The sequence below is a fragment of the Sporomusa sp. GT1 genome, assembly GCF_014634905.1.
Taxonomy (GTDB): domain Bacteria; phylum Bacillota; class Negativicutes; order Sporomusales; family Sporomusaceae; genus Sporomusa; species Sporomusa sphaeroides.
Genome location: NZ_BMBX01000018.1, coordinates 25341 through 43393 on the forward strand (window position 1 = coordinate 25341; position 18053 = coordinate 43393).

Consider the following 18053-nt stretch of genomic DNA (forward strand, 5'->3'; position numbering starts at 1 on the left):
AGTAGGGGAAGCACTGCCGTTTGTGGCGGGAAGCCTGGGAGGCTTCCCTGCTCAAACGGCAATTTGAGAAAAGTAAATAAATACAATAACAATTGGCAGATCGCTTTGGTTGACACAGAAATACTACACTGAGGGGGTATTTCCGGTATGGATAACAATGTGATCCTGCGTGCAAGTGTACCTGACCGGCTTGAGCGGTTGCCGCTCACCGGCTATCAAAAACGGATTTTTGTGCTGATTGCCGCCGCCTGGCTGTTTGATTCCATGGATCTGGCCATGTTGACTTTTGTGTTAGGTTCGATCAAGACGGATTTTGGCCTTTCGCCGCAGCAGGCCGGATTGCTTGCTACAATGAGCTTTATCGGCATGGCTGTCGGCGCGTCGGCCTCCGGCATGTTAAGTGATAAGTTCGGGCGAAAGGTGATTTTGCAAAATAGCATTTTGGTGTATAGCGGCGCCAGTATTCTGTGCGCTTTGGCTCAAACGGCGGAGATGCTGGGTGTGTTCCGTCTTCTGCTGGGCTTTGGCTTAGGCACGGGTTTTCCGCCGGCCATGTCTCTGGTATCCGAATTTATTCCCAGCCAGAACCGGGGACGCTATATCGCTATACTGGAAGGCTTCTGGCCTATCGGTTTTATCTGTGCGGGCATTCTTGCCTACTTCCTGATTCCTATTGGCGGTTGGCGGTTGGTGTTTTTTGCGGAAGCCGTGCCGGTTTTATATTACTTTGTGGTTAAATATTATATCGCTGAATCGCCGCGCTGGCTGGAGGATAAAGGCCGCCTGGAGGAAGCCGACCAAGTGGTTGCCGAATTTGAGGAAGGAGTCAAAAAATCCTTGGGCGGTCAGGAATTGCCGGTTGTTGAGCCCAGGCCTTATGATCCGGCTAAACAGGCGGACAAGTCTTCCTTTGCGGATTTATGGGCGCCGGGTTATGCCAAACGAACGGTTATGATCTGGAGCTTATGGTTCTTTGCTCTGCTGGGTTATTATGGCTTAACCACCTGGCTTGGCACCTTGCTGCAGCAGAAGGGCTTTGAAGTAACAAAATCGGTTTTCTATACGGTAACTATTTCCCTTGGCGGTATTCCGGGCTTTCTGACTTCATCTTATCTGGTTGAGAGCCTCGGCCGTAAGCCGACCAATGTAATTTTTCTGCTGGGAGCAGCGGCAGGAGCCTATTTCTATGGTATGGCGACAACCATGAACAGCCTAATTATTTTTGGTTTAATTATGCAATTTTTCATGCTGGGTATGTGGTCCTGCATGTATGCTTATACGCCGGAGCTGTATCCTACCCGCGCCCGTGCTACCGGAGCTGGCTTTGCCTCGGCGGTGGGGCGGCTGGGGGCCATTGTGGGTTCTTATCTGGTAGGGGCCATTTTGCCGCATGCCGGGATTGAAGGGGTTTTCGCGCTGGGGGCCGTATGCTATGCTGTCGCGGCGGCGGCGGTAATTATCCTGGGTGAGGAAACCAAAGGAAAATCCTTAGAAAGTATATCCAGTTAAACGTATGTCCATAAACAGAACACTCACAGCCCGGCGTTTTGGCCGTAGGCGGGAGTGTTCCTCTTTTTGTGTCGCATAGACGAAATCGGGCAAGTAACGACGGCTTTTAATGGCATGACAAAAAATCTGGCCGATTTAGTCCGTTGCATTGCTATTTTTTTCTTTACTATGTTTGAGATATTCAGGGGCTGCAAGGATATAAAAAAGTGTGGTATAATCTGGATAGTAAATGCCAATCGTTTAACCAGAGGGGGATGGTAATGAAAATTAGGCACCTGAGGCATGCTACTTTTCACTTACATATCCAAGGTGTAACTTTGTTGGTCGACCCTGTGTTAAGTCCGGCAGCAGCAATGACACCTATTGATAACTCACCTAATCAACGGCGTAATCCGCTGGTGGAATTGCCTGTCAGCGTCGAAGAGGTCATGACGGCAGATGGCTGTTTGCTTACCCATACACACCGTGATCATTTTGATACGGCTGCCGGTGAACAATTGCCGAAGGCTTTGCCGGTGTTTTGCCAGCCCGAAGATCGGGATAAACTACATTTGCTGGGGTTTACCGCAGTACAGCCGGTAGATCCGGTTATAACCTGGAGAAATATAGAGTTGATACGAACCGGTGGTCAGCATGGCACCGGCGAAATTGGCCGTAAGATGGCGCCTGTGTCGGGCTATGTGCTTAAGGCGGCCACTGAACCAACACTCTATATTGCCGGTGATACTGTCTGGTGTCCGGAAGTGGCCGAGACGCTGTCAATCCATAAACCTGAAGTCATTGTCCTCTACGGTGGTGCAGCCAGGTTTAACCAGGGTGAGCCGATAACCATGGGGAAAGAGGATATATTCCGGGTTTGTCAGCACGCGCCGGCAGCCAAAGTGGTGGTATTGCACATGGAGGCAATTAACCATTGTCTCTTGACCCGGGCGGAACTGAATGAATTTATCCAACAGGAGCGTTTGGGCGGCAGGGTGCGAGTCCCGGCCGACGGTCAATGGCTGGATTTTTAGGCCGGCAGGAGAGGTAACAATGAAAAAGTATGCGTTGATTTATAATCCCGTGTCCGGGGATGCCAGATTTAAATCCAGGCTGGATGAGGTAGTCGAATATCTGCAGGCAGCAGGCAGTCTGGTATTGCCCTTTCGCACCAGATACAAAGGCGATATCCGGCCATTTATCAACGAGATCAAGGGGTTTGCCACCGACGGCTTTATTGTAGCCGGTGGCGATGGCACGATGCATGAAGTGATTAATGCAATGCTGGCCGAAGACATTGATGTGCCGCTTGGCATAATTCCCAGCGGGACTTGCAATGATTTTGCCACCCATCTGAATTTCGGCAAAGATTTGCCAGGATGCCTGCGCGCTGTTACCGGCGGTTTATGGCGTGCGGTGGATGTTGGCAGCGTCAATGGGGAATACTTTCTGAATGTGGCCAGTGCCGGGCTGTTGACTTCGGTTGCCCATAGTGTCGATGCTTCTCTTAAAAACACGCTTGGCCGGATGGCATACTACTTTAAAGGTCTGGGGGAGTTGCCCAGTTTTCGTTCGCTTCATGTCAGGATAACGGCTGACGGTCAGGTATTTGAGGACGATATTTTGTTGTTTCTGATTATGAATAGCGGCATGGTGGGAAGCTTTCCCACGCTGGCACCGGCAGCAAAAGTCGATGATGGCAAGCTGGATTTGTTGATTGTTAATAAATGCAGTATTCCGGACCTGATGGGCCTGTTTATCAGTATTTTTTCCGGCAGGCATACCTCCAGCAGCCATATCCGGTATGTACAGGCGACAGACATTGTCATTGAATGTGATGAACCGGTAGAAAGCGACCTGGATGGCGAGCGGGGACCGCTATTGCCGCTGGCTATATCAACAGTTACCAATAAGTTAAAAGTTTTTCGGTTTTAAAAGGGGGACACGAGGATGTATTCGACAACATTATGCCTGCCTGTTCAGGGAAAGCCGGCTGAGCGTATTTTGCTCGGAATGAAGAAGACAGGTTTTGGCTGTGGCAAATACAATGGTTTTGGCGGCAAGATCGAGGACGGTGAAACGCCGGCGGCTGCCGCTGTGCGCGAGCTGGCTGAAGAATGCGGCCTTAAGGTACAGGAAAGCGATTTGGAAGACGTCGGGAAGCTGATGTTTTCTTTTCCTGATAAGCCTGAGCTTGAGCATGATGTGTATGTGTATATTGTCCGCAACTGGCAGGGGGAACCGGAGGAAACCACGGAAATGAAACCGGTATGGTTTGATGTGCCTGATATTCCGTATAAGGAAATGTGGGCCGATGACAGCTACTGGCTGCCGGCGGTGCTCAAGGGAAAAAAAGTTACCGGCAGCGTTGTTTTTTCCGAAGACCAGGAAGCGGTTGATTATATTAGCATCCGGACAGTATAAAGGGACCACGCCAAACAAAAGACAAACTCTAGCGAACGCAACAGAAAAATGGCATCCTGCTGCAGGAGCCATTTTTCTGTTGCGTTCGCTTTTCTTATAGTCTTATTCGGCCACCTGACTGACTACATCAATCACAGTACCGTCACGGTATTCCACAACAGCCACAATGCGGTCGCCTGTTTTAACAGCCTGCGGCGTCCCGGCAATTTTTTCCGCCTCCTGCTTAAGCTCGTGAATATCTTTCACCGGCAGTCCCGCCGCCGTTACTTTCTCCCACAGGTCGCGGCGCGAAGGATATATTGTCACGCCACGCTCGGTAACGAGCACGTCGACCGTTTCACCGGGAGTTGTTGCCGTCAGCACATTGTCTTTGACAATAGGCAACCGTCCCCACAGCAAATTGGCCACAATTAACGTCAAAAGGCTTGACAATAAATGGTTCTTTGTTTATTATGAATTTATAGGAAAATATGTCTAATTTGGGAGAAGCCTGTCATCACGGTTTCTCCCGTTATTTTATCTTGATAGAAAGTATAACTTTTGCCTGGATAAGGGCAACATCGGCTTCCGCTGTCGCCACAGGCTCGGCGCAAGCCGTATTTTCTTTATCTTAGAAAAGGAGGTAAAATCCGATACTGTAAATTACGGGGAATAATATTGTGATACGCCGTAGAAATGGGGTGAAAAAATGGAACAACCGGTTACAACTAATCCGTTAATGATTTCACTCATAAACTTGTTAGTAGTTTTTGCTGTTTTGTATGCTTTAATCTGGGTCATTAAATTTATCCGAATTATTGACCCGACACGTGAAAAAAATGTAGCTGAAACTAAAAAATTTCTTGTAAGTGTTCCTGCAACTGTTCCGGAACCGGAATATGCTGATGCTAGTCAAGATAAGTTTGAAATAGTGGCTGTTATTAGTGCTGCCATAGCTGCCTATGGTTATAGCCCTGAGCAAATTGTATCAATTCGCCCGGCAGGAGGCAAAGCCTGGTTTCAAGCCGCCCGCCTGGAAGGTGTATCTGCCAAAAATCAATCGTTTTAGGCTGCAAAAACTCTATTGAAGTATTCAAAAAAGGAGGAAAAAGATAATGGATGCACTTGCTGTTGCGCTTCAAGCTGTTTGGTCAGATAGTGGATTCGCAGCTTTTACTGTTGGTAATGGCATTATGATAATCGTTGGAATAATCCTGTTATATCTGGCTTTTGCCAAAGGTTTTGAACCGCTTTTGCTGGCTCCGATTGCTTTTGGCTGTATTCTTGCCAATTTCCCCAAAACTGGGTTTGAAGAAGAACCCGGCTTGATGCAGGCCATCTTATATGGTATTCATTACGAGATATTCCCGCCGTTGATTTTCCTTGGGGTTGGTGCTATGACTGACTTTGGCCCCTTGATTGCCAACCCGTCCACACTGCTTTTAGGTGCGGCCGCTCAGATCGGTGTATTTGTATCGCTTATGGGTGCTATGACTCTCGGCTTTAGTGTCCAGGAAGCTGCCGCCATCGGAATAATTGGCGGTGCCGACGGCCCGACGGCAATTTATCTCACCATTAAGCTGGCGCCGCATTTGCTGGGTGCCATTGCAGTTGCGGCGTATTCTTATATGTCGCTGGTGCCATTGATTCAGCCGCCAATCATGAAGGCATTAACAACTCAAAAAGAGCGTGAAATAGTGATGGATCAAATGCGCCCTGTCACTAAGTTTGAAAAACTGGCTTTCCCGGTAGCGGTTACTATTGTTATCAGCCTGCTGTTGCCGCCTATTGCTTCCCTTATGGGCATGCTGATGCTGGGGAATTTACTCCGTGAATCTGGTGTTACTGATCGTCTTTCCGATACTGCGCAAAATGCACTCATCAATACAGTCACTATCTTTTTGGCTACCGGTACAGGCCTCACTATGAAAGCGGAAAACTTTCTCACATACCAGACTATTCTTATTATCTGTTTAGGGCTGGTTGCCTTTGCCGGTGGTACAGCCGGCGGAGTTCTTTTCGGTAAAATCATGTGCTATGCAACCGGCGGTAAAGTCAATCCGCTGATTGGGTCAGCCGGCGTTTCAGCCGTACCCATGGCGGCTCGTGTAAGTCAGATTGTCGGACAAAAGGCAAACCCATCCAATTATTTACTAATGCATGCTATGGGGCCTAATGTAGCCGGTGTAATAGGTACGGCTGTTGCTGCCGGTACTATGCTGGCAATGCTAAAGTAGATTCCCCTTCATCCTGCTTGCAGGCCATAATGAGGGGTACGAGTATGTATATAGACTACACCGGCAATTGTTGTCAATCGCAAAAAGCCATTGACAGCTACCTTACCTTTTGCTATACTTTGCTCAATGACATATGGTTTTACATCGATGACCAGGAAGAGTACACATGGCTAGAGAGCCACAGCGAGCCAACGGCAGTGGGAGTTTGGCGCCGCTCAGCATGTCGAATGGACCTGGGAGATACAGTCCGAGCCGGTTACCGGGGTAGGCGCTGTCGGGATTCTTCCGCCGTTACCAGGAAGCGGGTATCGGGCTTATTGTCCTGTACTTAGATTGAGCCGGGCCGGAGAAATCTGGTCAACTGGGGTGGCACCGCGGGTTATAGTACCCCGTCCCTTGGAGCATGCAGTTCTGCATGTTTCAAGGGACGGGGTTTTGTGTTTTTTAGGGCAGATAATAAAAGGAGGAGTTTACGTGAACACCAAACAGCAACAACAAGAATTAGTTACCATTAAAACCGGGCAAGAGGGCCGTTTCCGCTGGGTGGCAGTCACGGCGCTGCTTCTGGCGATAGGTGCTATTTTGAAAATAGTTACTCCGGCTGTTGGCGGCATTACGCCCAATTGGCTGATTGCGATGTATTGTATTGCCATCAATCTGACCCGGGTAAATGTGAAACAGGCTGCAGGCATTGGTTTGGTGACAGGGGCCATTTCGATACCTATCTCCAAGGCTGCCCTGCCCTACGCTAATTTTGCCAGTGAGCCGGTGGGTGCTGTGGTGTGCGCATTGCTGGTCCATACATCATTTAGTCTGAAGCTGGGCGGTGTCAACCTGCGGCCGGCGATAACGGCAGGTATCAGCACCGTGGCCAGCGGTTTTACCTTTATCAGCATACTGAAAGTAGTGCTGGCCTTGCCGATGGCTGTTTATCTTTATGGCATGATGCCTGTAGTGCTGATGGCTGCCGGCATTAATATGGTCATAACCCAACTGCTGTATTTCCCGGCGAAAAGATTGTTTGGCGGTAAGGAGGATTAGCCAATGACAGCTGTCGAATTTCAACATTTTTCTTATGCGTATCCTGGCAGTGATCTGGTACTTAATGATATACATGTAACCATCCCCCGGGGATCGTTTAGTGTGATTACCGGCCCCAGCGGCGCCGGCAAAACCAGTTTGGCGCTGGCTGTTGCCGGTGTTGTGCCCCATTATTTTGGCGGTCGCCGGGGTGGGCATGTGCAGGTAGGTGGTATTAACGCCTCCCACAGCAGTATGGGCGAGCTGGCAGAACAGGTGGGGACCGTGCTGGCAGACTATGAGAGTCAGCTTGTGGCCCTGACGGTTGCGGAGGAAGTGGCGTTTGGTCTGGAAACTTCGGGCTGCAGCCGCAGCCAAATTACCGAGCGGGTTAGTCAGGCGCTGGCCATGGTGGGGCTGGCCGGGCTGGAGGAGCGGGAAGTAGCCGGTTTATCCGGCGGGCAGAAACAACGGCTGGCGATTGCTGCCGTGCTTGTTTTGTCACCCGATATTCTGGTGCTTGATGAACCGGCTTCGGCGCTTGATCCTGAAGGCGCTGCCGGTATTTACGAACTGCTGCATGAGCTTAATGTCCAGGGGAAAACCGTGATTGTCGTTGAACACCAGCTGGCGCGGGTTTTGCCTTATGCCAGTCAGATTATTGTTTTACAGGACGGCCAGATGAAATTTGCCGGCGATGTAGCCGAAACACTTACCTTTATGTGGCAGCAGCCTGAGCTTAAGCAAGGTGTGCCGACATTATGGAGCATTAAGCTGGCAATAGAGGAAGCGACAGGCATCCGGCTTGGTACCTGGAAAAGTGAAAGTCAGGCAGCAGAAGAACTAAATCGATTGACCTGTAAAGAGGGAGTGGCCAAAAGTGCCTGAAATTCTTTTAGATATTAATAATATTGTTTTTGACTACAACAAGGGCGGGCGGGCGCTGGATGGCGTGGACTTTGCCGTGGCAAGCGGTGAATTTGTGGCGTTAGCCGGCCGCAACGGCAGTGGTAAAACTACGCTGACCCGTTTAGCTATGGCGTTATTGAAACCCACCAGCGGCAGTATTACGCTTCAGGGGAAGAATACCTCAGCGATGACACCGGCCGACATGGCTCACAGCATTGGTTATGTGTTCCAGAACCCTGACAGGCAGATTTTCCGGGATACGGTTGCCAAAGAGGTGGCTTACGGGCCTGAGCAGTTGAAGTTTACCCCGGAAGCTGTTAATGAGGCTGTGTCCAAGGCGCTTAGCATGACCGGACTGACGGAGGCGGCAGACAGTTTTCCCAGAACACTTAGCCGGGGACAAAAGCAGAAGGTAGCCATTGCTTCGGCCATTGCTATGCAGCCCAAGATGTTGATTCTGGATGAGCCGACCAGCGGACAGGACCCCTGGGAAGCGCAAAATCTGATGGAACTGTTGGTGGGCCTGAATAAACAAGGCATTACCATTATTTTAGTTACCCATGACATGGAGCTTATTGCGGAGTATACTACCAGGGCGGTCGTGCTTGACAAAGGCTGCAAAGTGTTTGACGGTACGCCGGCGGCGTTGTTTGACGGCAGTCAGGATATCGCCAGGTGGGGCCTTATACCCCCGGCTGCCGTGGCTCTCAGCCAGCAGCTTAACGGGATTAACAGCACAGATGCCGCAGAACTGACCGGGTTGGTCAGTCGTGCGATAAACCAGAGGAGGGAAAACCATGCCTAGACTTGCACCGCTCACTAAACTTATTTTGACTGCTGCGGTTTCGATATGGGCTTTGCTGCTTCCCACCTTGACCGGGCAAGCCATTTTGGTTGGCGGCGAACTCTTGCTGCTGGCGCTGTACCGTCCGTCAGCCAAGCATTGTAAGGCAGTTGCCGGTTTAACGGTATTTGCCGTAATGCTGGCAGCTTTGCAATACGTGTTTGGCAGTACACTGGAATTTTCGCTGATGACTGGTCTTAAAATGTTTGCTATGTCCAGTATTTTTGTGTTCTTATTGGCTACAACCAGGTTGCAGGACCTGACAGCGGCGCTGGTCAGCCAATGCCGGATACCGTATGAATATGCTTTTATGTTTACTTCGGCGCTCCGGTTTGTTCCGGATTTTCTTGAGGAAAGTCAGATTGTCCGGGAAGCGCAGGCCTGCCGGGGCTATGTTTTTCGCGGCAGTCCGCTAAAACGCCTGAAAGACTATGTTGCCATTGTTGAACCCTTGGTGCTCCGGGCAGTATCGCGTTCGGAAACTATGGCGATGAGTCTTGAGCTCAGAGGATTTGGCCGTCAGGGGCGGCGTCAATTTACCGCTGACGTAGCGCTGGGCAGTCTTGATTATACTGCTTTGCTGCTGATGCTGGCGCTGACCATCGGGTTGGCGATTGTGCGATAGTTAGCGGGGAGCCTTTGTTGCTGCCAGTGGGGAAAAGCCCGGTGGCGGCAATTATTTTTTTTACAGAAAAATGCAGGAAAAGTATTTTTATGGCAGAATATACTATCTGTAGCAGCAACAACTGTTACTGCTTGCATGGCTCTTACTATTTTGGGGAACAATTCTTAAATGCCAAATTATTCAAACCAGAGAGGAGTTTCACAGCATGGCCTTCATAAACGACAATTATCTTAAATTGCCTGGGAGTTATTTGTTTGCTGAAATAGCAAGGCGTGTATCCAAATTCAAGGAAGATCATCCTGCTGCCGACATTATCAGACTGGGTATCGGTGATGTAACCAGACCTTTGCCTGAGGCAGTCATCAAGGGGCTGCATACTGCTGTTGACGAAATGGCTGACGCCCGGACCTTCCGCGGCTATGGCCCTGAGCAAGGTTACGCTTTTCTTATTGAGAAAATTATTGCTACCGATTATGCACCGCTGGGTGTGACGCTGGATGTTGACGAAATATTTGTCAGCGATGGCTCCAAAAGTGATGTCGGCAATATTCAGGAAATTTTCGGTGTGGATAACGTGGTGGCTATTACCGACCCGGTGTATCCGGTGTATCTGGATACCAATGTTATGGCCGGGCGTACCGGCGAACTGGCCGGCGGTAAATTTGCCGGTGTTACCTATTTGACTTGCAATGCCGAAAACAACTTTACCCCGGAACTGCCTGAGGAGCGGGCGGACATCATTTACCTGTGCTTTCCTAATAATCCGACAGGCACTACCTTGCCGAAGGAAGAACTGAAAAAATGGGTAGACTATGCCAAAGCCAATGGTTCTGTCATTCTCTATGATGCCGCCTATGAAGCCTACATTCAGGAACCGGGCATTCCCCACAGCATCTACGAGATTGAAGGGGCGAAAGAAGTAGCCATTGAATTTCGGACTTTCTCCAAAAATGCCGGTTTTACCGGTACCCGCTGCGCCTTTACCGTAGTACCCAAAACGGTTATGGCGGCAACGAAAGACGGCGGCCAATACCCTTTGAACAAGCTGTGGAACCGCCGCCAAACCACTAAGTTTAATGGTGTGCCGTATATTATCCAGCGCGGTGCCGAAGCGGTATATACGCCGGAAGGCCAGCGGCAGATCAAAGAACTGATTGACTACTATATGGTGAATGCCAAGACTATCCGTGAAGGCTTGCAAAGCATTGGCCTGGATGTGTTCGGCGGGGTAAACGCGCCTTATATTTGGCTTAAGACCCCTAAAGGCTATGATTCCTGGTCGTTTTTCGACAAACTCTTAACCGAAGTCAACATTGTCGGCACACCGGGCGCCGGTTTCGGCCCGGCCGGCGAAGGCTATTTCCGCCTTACGGCGTTTGGCAGCCAGGAAAGCACACAGGAAGCCATTGACCGGATTAAGACCAAATTAAGTTTATAATCAACTTTACCTGTAACAGAGATTGCGGCAATAGTGCTTGCAATCTCTGTTTTTAGGTTTGCCGGAGATTATAGCATCACGGCGGTACAAGGCCCGGCGCAGGCGGCCGTCACAGAATACTGCGACGCCGGCGCTTAACCTCCGCTTATGCATGACGGCCGCCTGCGCCTCAGTGATGTTACCTGTTGACAGAACTAGGAAGCAGTTGTCTGCGCTTGCTTAACAGGAAAAAGGCGGTGCAGGGGAGAATGATATATACATACTGTGTTTCAAAACAGGTCCGGATGCAGCCTGGCGGCGGCAGCCGGCAACCATTTTAGAGATACCGGAGGCGTGAATGATGAGTGACGAACAACAAACAGTAATAGAACCCCGTCCGGCATGGAGCCGGAAAAAAATCGGTTTGCTTATTTTTGCAGTGATTGTACTGGTAGGAGCAAGTCTCTTTCAATTTGCCGCCGGCAAGGTACGGCAAGTGGCGGAGCAAACGCTGCTGGTACAGGCTAATGAAGCGGTCAATGGCCAAGTCATAGTGGGTGGCATTGATTTGTCAATTTTAGGTTCTGTAGAGGCCAAGGAAGTCCAGGTGCTGGATGCGGCCGGTAAACTGCTGGCCAAGATCAGCCGGATACAAATCAGTTATAGCTGGAGTGACTTATTGAAAGGACAGCTGGGGCCGCAGTTGGTGACCGGTGTGGTTGTGGAAAAACCGGAAGTTTGGGTTGTCTATAACCAGGACAAGTTGAATTGGGATGGTTTGCTTAAGACGAAACAAGAACAAGAAGAAGCCAGCTTTGCCGGTCTGGTAGAGGTCGAGGGTGGCAAGCTGCATGTGGAAACAGCGTTTTTTGCCAAAACGGTAGACCAGTTAACCGGCAATATTGATTTCCGGCAGGCAGACCAGCTCGGTTTTGCCGCCAGCGGCAAAGTGGATGAGACGGCCCTGAAGCTGGGCGGACAATGGGGCAGTCAAGGCACTTCGGAAATTAATTTGTCCGCAGAAGGCATGGATTTGGCTAAATTGGGCCTGACGTCGGCAGATGATCCCATTCAGTTGACCGGCGGCAGGCTGGATGAACTGACGGTTAAACTTGGTAAGGATGCTTCAGGCGCGGTACTGCTGCAAACACTGGCAGGACGCTTTTCCGGGATTGCCACAACCGGCGCGCTGGCATTGACCCAAGGCAGTGCCCGGTTTGAAAAACAGGATAAGGCTATTCAGTTTCTGGATGGACAGGCTTTGTACCGGGGGCAGTCTGTTACCGGAGCCGGACGGGTGCTGACAAGTGTGGACGGTACGCAAACACTGGATTTTGCCGTCCAAATGCCGGCCGCAGACCCGGCAGCGCTGGTGCCCAGTCTGAAAACCGGCGGTATGCTGGCGGCACAGGGGACGATTACCGGCCCGGTTCTGTCGCCGGTGTTGGCCGGCAACTTTACTCTTGGCAGTATCCAGTTTGATGATATTGTTGTCAACGGTATCACCGGCGCTTTTTCCTATGCGCAGGAGACCATGAAATTACTGACAGCGCATGGTACCTCGCTGGGTGGTTCCGTATCGGCCAGCGGTGACATTAACCCCGATACCGAGCAATATTCCCTGTCTGTTTCCGGCAGCGGTCTTGACAGCTCAAAACTGACTGATAAAGATGTTAAAGGTCCCTTGGCCTTTACCGGAACGGCCAGCGGCGATGCGGCGGCTGCTGTGGTGCAGGGCAATTTTTCCATTGACAACGGCAAGGCGTACGGCATATCGTTCAGGACTCTGACCGGCAGCTTTATCAAACAGGGTTCGGCGGCAACCGAAATCGGCAATCTGGTGATCAAGACAGATATAGGAACCTTCTATCCTGAACAATTGAGTCAGAGTGTGATGGAAAGGCTTCAGGAACGCAAACTGCCGGTCACGAAAGAGGAAGTAAGGGAAGCCGTTACCGACAAACTGATCCAAAAGCTTTTCCGCTAGTTAGCTGAAGGCAGTTTCAATCCCAATGAGCTTTAGTCTGATGATATACATAGGCTGGGGAGCTTTATCCGGGAAGAATTGATAAGCCTGCTGGTGACAAGACAAAATAGAAGCATTTGCTGCTGCAGGCAGCGTTGAATCAGGTGGGGATAATTCCCCACCTGATTTGCTGTGCGGCAACAAGTTGCGGAGAATAGCTGTTAGCTTATTGCCGTTATTTTTACTGGGAAGAAAAGAGTTTTAATTTTTTCCGTATGCCGGCATCCCCTTGGGAAACACTACATAATAACGAAAACACGGCTTGCAACGAGCCTTTGGCAACGGTGGAAGTCGATGTTGATCCTGCTCTTAAGAAAGTTATACTTTCTGTTGGGGCACTAACCATTTCAGGGGGTGAAAGGTTATGATGAATCTATATTACCGGCTTATCCGTCACAACGGTAATCAGGATCTGTTCCGGGTTGTCGAAATGTCGGTGGCGGCCCTCTTGCATGAACGGCCTTTTCATATTCAGGCAGAAGGCTTGCGCGGCACAGGCAAGACCACCATTATGCGGGCAGCACGGGAACTGCTGCCGCCCATTACCCGGATAAAGGGCTGCCTGTACAATTGCCACCCTGCAATGCCGCATTGCCCCTTTCATCGCCGGTTGTCACAGGAAGAGATTGCGCTGTTGGGGACAGAGGAAATTCCCCGGCCGTTTCTGGAGATATCGCAGGCAGCCAAGTTAGGAACTGTTGTTGGCAGTATCGACCTTGCGAATTTGACCAATCCGGCCAATCCCCTGGCGGCACTTTTGCCTGGCACCATTCCCCAGGCCCACCGGGGCATTATTTTTATTGATGAAATCAACCGTTTGGCCGATACGGCCCCGGAACTGGCCGATGTTTTGTTAGATGTTATGGGGACGCGGCCGGGGCGGGTACAGATTGAAGAACCGGGCTTGCCGGTCGTTGAGCTGCCGGTAACGGTCAGTATTTGGGCGGCTTCCAATCCGGATGAAGATCCCGGCCCGCTGAGCCGGATCAGAAAACAGCTGGCAGACCGGTTTGACGTAACGGTCGTTATGGGGCGGCCGGACAATTGCCAGGCTGTTGTTGACATATTGGCAGGCAAAAGCCGGGAGCAGCCGGTGGCCGGGAATATCGGTCAGCTGTCAGGCAGTTTGGATGCTGTCGAAGTGAGCCCGGAGGTAAGGCTGATATTGGGGAAAATATATCTGGATTTTGGCCTGGAGAGCCTCCGCAGTGTGGCGGCTATGGAGACCGCAAGCTGTCTGGCAGCTTTGCTGGCAGGACGTTCCACCGCCGGTATTGCTGAGCTAACGCAGGTAGCACCGCTGGCGTTGGCACACCGGGTCAACGCCGGCACCATTGATGCCATTATGGGTTATCTTAACAGCCTGACCGGCGGGCAGGAAAGCGGGCAGGCCCCTGTGGCAGAAGGCGCTGAACAGGGAGCCTTCCGGGAAATATCCCCGTGGGTGGCTTGGTGGCTGGCCTGTAAACGGCGGCTGACGGCCTGGCTTCAGAGCCTGCCTCATTTACCAGCAGCCGGTATCAGTGGCGATGCCCAGGGTGGAGAAGGGAACGCCCGGATTGTCGATCCGCTGAAAACCACGATTATTGCACCGCCCAAACCGGCTTTGCCTATTTCTCAATTGCCGGATGAGCAGCTTGTGACCAGGGAACCCAAGCAACATGGGTGATCGATTGAGGGCTTCTTTGGAACAGTTGCCCTTGGGGCGTTTGGACCAGGCGGCAGCTGTTGTCAGTCAGGCAATTGCGGCAGGCCAGGGGGTACGGCTGGGGCAAAGCGCGGTGCTGAGTACGAAGGTCCATGCTTTTCAGCCCCGCTGCCCTGAACATGTCCAGATATTAATAAACAGCGATGCCGGTCAGGTCTTTTATCAACGCCAGGACGAAGGGGCTGTCTGGCATCTTGATATTTTCCATCAGTGTGGCAGGGTGGATCATCGACAGGCGGCCCGGCATCTTTGTCAGGCTATTGCTGTGTATAACGCCTGCGCCGCCAATCAGACAGAGCTGGCTTGCCGGGGGGCAGTTAATCCGGCGTTGCTGGATATTCAGACGGCAACCGGCGGCGGCAGAATTACCGGCAGCCTGCAGGGCGGGAAAAAACGATCGGTGCGCCGTGCACATGAGAATCACGTTCACGTGGCGCTAAGCATACCTCCTGATGAACTGCCATGTTTGTTTTATATTGTAGCAGCCGCTGAGGCGGCGGTTGCCGAATCAGGTCTGGAACTCCGGTGCAATGAAGGTATTTCGCATGTCGATTCGACAGATAGCCTGGCAGATATTAGCCCTTATACTGATCAGACCGATTCCCAGCTTGTCGGTAAACCACCGGCAGGACAAACCGGGCAGGAGGCCGCGTGTACCAGCGAGGCTGTTCCAAGCCGACCACCACCGGACAGCACCGGTTCACCGGCAGTACCGCCGCACAAGCAACAATTATCCGCAGGCGGCAAAGGCCAGACGCTTGTTGTTGTAAAGGAAGCCGGGATACCGGCAAGAGACCGGCAGGCTGCACCGCCGCTTGCTAAGGGCGCTTTTCCTGGTTTTTGCGCTCCTGGTCTGCATGACAGTTTGAGGCAGGCAGTACATAACGTACGGAGCAAGGCCGGGCCGATACCGGGTACGCGTACCCTTTTCTATAATCAGGCGGCAGGCAGGAACACAAGCGCTTCCCTGCCGTTTTCCGCCGGGGTTGATGTGGCTGCTACGGTAAGTGCGGCAGCCGCCCGCCTGCTTGCCGACGGCATGACCGGACGGCTGCAGATTAGTCCGGCAGATCTCCGGTTTGTTGGTCGGCGGCCCGGACGGGGGAGTGATATCTGCCTGTTGGTTGATAGTAGTGGCAGCATGGCAGGTTTCAGGCTTCAGGCAGCCCGGTATGTGGCCGGGGAACTTAGCCGTTATGGCTGCAGCCGGCTTAGTTTGGTGACTTTTCAGGATAACCGGGCAGATCTGATTGTACCGTTTACTGCCGGTAGGCAAACTGTTCTTAGCGCTTTTGATACCATTACGACCTTTGGGGCTACGCCGCTGGCTTTGGGCATTCGCCGTTCGCTGGCCTATATTGCGGAGCAACAGGCCCGCAAGCCGCTGCTGGTACTTGTTACCGACGGGATACCCAGCCGGAAATACGAGGAGGCAGTAAATCCGCTGACAGATGCGCTGGCGGCTGCCGTTGAGCTGAAACAGGCTAATTGTGCTTTTTTATGTATTGGTCTTGATGCAGATGAGGGTTTTCTCAAAAAACTGGCAGATACAGCCGGTGGTGTCAGCTATATTTTTACTGAGCTCGAAAAACAGCTGAGCAGCCCGGGACAGGCAACAGATGATTCTTCGAGACAATGAAACAGAGAACCCTGTAGCAAGCGGGTTCTCTGTTTTTACATAGGCTGTGATTATACTTTTATCTTGACATTAATGCTTAGCGCAGCCGCCAGTTCCCGGACGGGAACTAATAACTGCCCATTTTGCTTATAGGGGGCCTGCGGGAGGAGTGTGGTTTTGCCATTGACTGCCATCGCAGGCTGGCCGGCAGTCAGGGTGGCTTTGTTTTGTCCGGCGGTAAAGGTAACGGTATCGCCTGTCTGTTCAATACCGGTGGCAAGCGCATCGGCGGCTGCGATGGCCGGCAGGAAAAGCAGCTGCGTTTTGCCGGCTTTCATTACTGCGGCAGGAACTCCAAGCGCTATTTTGCGATTATTTACGGTAACAAAAACAGCATTGTCCTTTGTCTTGATTTGCTTGGCACTGCTTTTGCCTTTGGGGGCAAAAGCCTCAAACAATGTTTTGGCGATGGTGTTTTCTACACTGTAGAAGGGGTTGGCATTGGTCAGGTTGGCGCCATTGACCATAAACACTATGCCAAGGTTGCTTTCCGGGTCATAATAGGCATCACCTGACAGGCCGTAAGCTTCACCGGAGTGACCGAGCAGGCGTCTGCCTGGTACTAAGTCGTCAGTTATATGGAAGTTGAGCCCTTTTTGTTTATAAAAACCGTCCATGCTATTGCCAAACCACTGCATGCTATGCATCAGGTCGGCAGTATCTGCTGTAAGGATACGGGTGCGCTTATACACACCGCCATTCATATGGGCCTGCATAAACTTGGCCAAATCGGTGGAACTGGAGCGCAGACCGCCGGCCGGGGAGCGGCCAAGCGCACTGCCCAGGGGTGCTGTAATTGCTGTTGGTGCAGGCTTAGTACCGTTATAATTATCCCTGGTTGGGCGGAAGCTGGTCAAGTTTGCCGACGGGCGGTACAATACGGCAATGTTCTGCCAGTTTTTGATATTGGCAGGCTCAAAACCGGCATCCATAGTAAGGGGCTTGAAAATATATCTGGCACAGTAGGTATCAAAAGGCAGGCCCGAGATTTTTTCAACAAGCGAACCGACAATGCCTGTGCCAAAGTTGGAATAACTAAATTGTGAGCCTGGGGCATAACCGGCAAAGGTTGCCCGGGTATAATACCGGCCGCCGGGAACCAGCAGATCTTTGATATCGATGGTTTGCAGCAGTTCAGGGTTGTTTTCGACAATACTGTTATACATGCCGCTATCGGTGATGCTGGAAGTATGAGTAAGCAGCTGCCTGAAGGTGATATTGGCGGCAGGATAATACGGATTGCGGACCGGGTAGCCAAGATAGCTGCCAATATCGTCATCAAGGTCGAATTTTCCCTGGTCGTAGAGTTGCATTAGCGCGGTGGCGGTGATCATCTTGGAAATGGAAGCTGCCCGGAATAGCGTATCTGCCGTTACCTCACGGCCGGTATTAAGGTCAGCCCAACCGTAGCCGCCACTCCAGATCAGTTTATTATCTTTGAACACCGCAGCCGAAAGGCCGACAACTTTATGTGCTTCCATGGCTGCCAGCAGCCTTTTATCCAGTGCTGTTGGCTTGGCCGGTTGTTTATAGGGCTGCAAGGCAAAATAGCCGGGCGGCGGTTCCGGCTGACTGGCCAGAGCCGGCTGGGCTAACAGGCTCAAAACCAAGGTGATGCCGGCCAGAGCCACCGGAACAAGTTGTAAAAAGCGGATTGGGAACATGGATAAGCCTCCTTATGCATTGCGAATAGGTATC

Annotated in this window: 16 protein-coding genes; 14 read left to right on the forward strand and 2 right to left on the reverse strand. The window is 51.5% G+C overall.

The window, feature by feature from the left end; genetic code table 11:
• Positions 1-147 precede the first annotated feature (147 nt).
• From GT1_RS16775 to GT1_RS16790, 4 genes are all read left to right on the forward strand, one after another.
• Entirely contained in the window at positions 148-1509 is a 1362-nt protein-coding gene (locus tag GT1_RS16775) for an MFS transporter (RefSeq protein ID WP_075752108.1), read from the forward strand.
• Between the two features lie 260 nt (positions 1510-1769).
• Positions 1770-2522: an MBL fold metallo-hydrolase gene (locus GT1_RS16780; RefSeq protein ID WP_075752112.1), complete on the forward strand. Its 753-nt coding sequence runs from the start codon at positions 1770-1772 to the stop codon at positions 2520-2522.
• 19 nt (positions 2523-2541) lie between these two features.
• Positions 2542-3423, forward strand: coding sequence for a diacylglycerol kinase family protein (locus GT1_RS16785; protein WP_075752114.1), 882 nt, complete (start codon positions 2542-2544; stop codon positions 3421-3423).
• Between the two features lie 15 nt (positions 3424-3438).
• A complete protein-coding gene (locus tag GT1_RS16790; RefSeq protein ID WP_075752116.1) occupies positions 3439-3912 on the forward strand; it encodes an 8-oxo-dGTP diphosphatase in 474 nt (157 codons plus the stop codon).
• 102 nt (positions 3913-4014) lie between these two features.
• On the opposite strand, the gene GT1_RS16795 is transcribed toward GT1_RS16790, so the two are convergent.
• Positions 4015-4344, reverse strand: a complete 330-nt coding sequence (locus GT1_RS16795; RefSeq protein ID WP_083945325.1) for a citrate lyase subunit alpha — start codon at positions 4342-4344, stop codon at positions 4015-4017.
• 256 nt (positions 4345-4600) lie between these two features.
• On the opposite strand from GT1_RS16795, the gene GT1_RS16800 reads away from it, so the two are divergent.
• The 10 genes from GT1_RS16800 (at position 4601) to GT1_RS16845 (ending at position 16316) form a co-directional block, all read left to right on the forward strand.
• Positions 4601-4960, forward strand: coding sequence for an OadG family protein (locus tag GT1_RS16800; protein WP_075752118.1), 360 nt, complete (start codon positions 4601-4603; stop codon positions 4958-4960).
• A gap of 46 nt (positions 4961-5006) precedes the next feature.
• Complete coding sequence (locus GT1_RS16805; protein WP_075752120.1) at positions 5007-6128, forward strand: sodium ion-translocating decarboxylase subunit beta; 1122 nt, start codon at positions 5007-5009, stop codon at positions 6126-6128.
• Positions 6129-6602: 474 nt separating this feature from the next.
• Positions 6603-7169 carry a tryptophan transporter gene (locus tag GT1_RS16810; protein ID WP_075752122.1) on the forward strand — a complete coding sequence of 189 codons (567 nt, stop codon included), beginning with the start codon at positions 6603-6605 and terminating at the stop codon, positions 7167-7169.
• 3 nt (positions 7170-7172) lie between these two features.
• A complete protein-coding gene (locus GT1_RS16815) occupies positions 7173-8036 on the forward strand; it encodes an energy-coupling factor ABC transporter ATP-binding protein (RefSeq protein WP_075752124.1) in 864 nt (287 codons plus the stop codon).
• Entirely contained in the window at positions 8029-8862 is an 834-nt protein-coding gene (locus GT1_RS16820) for an energy-coupling factor ABC transporter ATP-binding protein (protein WP_109298175.1), read from the forward strand. The genes GT1_RS16815 and GT1_RS16820 overlap by 8 nt, the downstream gene beginning before the upstream one ends.
• On the forward strand, positions 8855-9526 hold the full coding sequence (locus tag GT1_RS16825; protein ID WP_075752126.1) for an energy-coupling factor transporter transmembrane protein EcfT: 672 nt from the start codon (positions 8855-8857) through the stop codon (positions 9524-9526). Before GT1_RS16820 ends, GT1_RS16825 begins: the two co-directional genes overlap by 8 nt.
• A 205-nt stretch (positions 9527-9731) precedes the next feature.
• Positions 9732-10964 carry an LL-diaminopimelate aminotransferase gene (locus tag GT1_RS16830; RefSeq protein WP_075752128.1) on the forward strand — a complete coding sequence of 411 codons (1233 nt, stop codon included), beginning with the start codon at positions 9732-9734 and terminating at the stop codon, positions 10962-10964.
• Between the two features lie 337 nt (positions 10965-11301).
• On the forward strand, positions 11302-12930 hold the full coding sequence (locus GT1_RS16835) for a hypothetical protein (RefSeq protein WP_143558939.1): 1629 nt from the start codon (positions 11302-11304) through the stop codon (positions 12928-12930).
• Between the two features lie 403 nt (positions 12931-13333).
• Positions 13334-14638: a magnesium chelatase gene (locus GT1_RS16840; protein WP_223226325.1), complete on the forward strand. Its 1305-nt coding sequence runs from the start codon at positions 13334-13336 to the stop codon at positions 14636-14638.
• Positions 14631-16316 (forward strand): VWA domain-containing protein, encoded by a 1686-nt coding sequence (locus GT1_RS16845; RefSeq protein WP_188399670.1) that lies wholly within the window; start codon positions 14631-14633, stop codon positions 16314-16316. The genes GT1_RS16840 and GT1_RS16845 overlap by 8 nt, the downstream gene beginning before the upstream one ends.
• Positions 16317-16366: 50 nt before the next feature.
• Here GT1_RS16845 and GT1_RS16850 read toward each other — a convergent pair whose 3' ends face one another.
• Positions 16367-18019 (reverse strand): serine hydrolase, encoded by a 1653-nt coding sequence (locus GT1_RS16850; RefSeq protein ID WP_075752136.1) that lies wholly within the window; start codon positions 18017-18019, stop codon positions 16367-16369.
• Positions 18020-18053 lie beyond the last annotated feature (34 nt).

Coding starts and splice junctions, on each gene's coding strand:
- GT1_RS16775 (WP_075752108.1), top strand. CDS start 148: ATGGATAACAATGTGATCCTGCGTGCAAGTGTACCTGACCGGCTTGAG.
- GT1_RS16850 (WP_075752136.1), bottom strand. CDS start 18,019: ATGTTCCCAATCCGCTTTTTACAACTTGTTCCGGTGGCTCTGGCCGGC.
- GT1_RS16790 (WP_075752116.1), top strand. CDS start 3,439: ATGTATTCGACAACATTATGCCTGCCTGTTCAGGGAAAGCCGGCTGAG.
- GT1_RS16805 (WP_075752120.1), top strand. CDS start 5,007: ATGGATGCACTTGCTGTTGCGCTTCAAGCTGTTTGGTCAGATAGTGGA.
- GT1_RS16785 (WP_075752114.1), top strand. CDS start 2,542: ATGAAAAAGTATGCGTTGATTTATAATCCCGTGTCCGGGGATGCCAGA.
- GT1_RS16815 (WP_075752124.1), top strand. CDS start 7,173: ATGACAGCTGTCGAATTTCAACATTTTTCTTATGCGTATCCTGGCAGT.
- GT1_RS16830 (WP_075752128.1), top strand. CDS start 9,732: ATGGCCTTCATAAACGACAATTATCTTAAATTGCCTGGGAGTTATTTG.
- GT1_RS16835 (WP_143558939.1), top strand. CDS start 11,302: ATGATGAGTGACGAACAACAAACAGTAATAGAACCCCGTCCGGCATGG.
- GT1_RS16780 (WP_075752112.1), top strand. CDS start 1,770: ATGAAAATTAGGCACCTGAGGCATGCTACTTTTCACTTACATATCCAA.
- GT1_RS16840 (WP_223226325.1), top strand. CDS start 13,334: ATGATGAATCTATATTACCGGCTTATCCGTCACAACGGTAATCAGGAT.
- GT1_RS16825 (WP_075752126.1), top strand. CDS start 8,855: ATGCCTAGACTTGCACCGCTCACTAAACTTATTTTGACTGCTGCGGTT.
- GT1_RS16800 (WP_075752118.1), top strand. CDS start 4,601: ATGGAACAACCGGTTACAACTAATCCGTTAATGATTTCACTCATAAAC.
- GT1_RS16845 (WP_188399670.1), top strand. CDS start 14,631: ATGGGTGATCGATTGAGGGCTTCTTTGGAACAGTTGCCCTTGGGGCGT.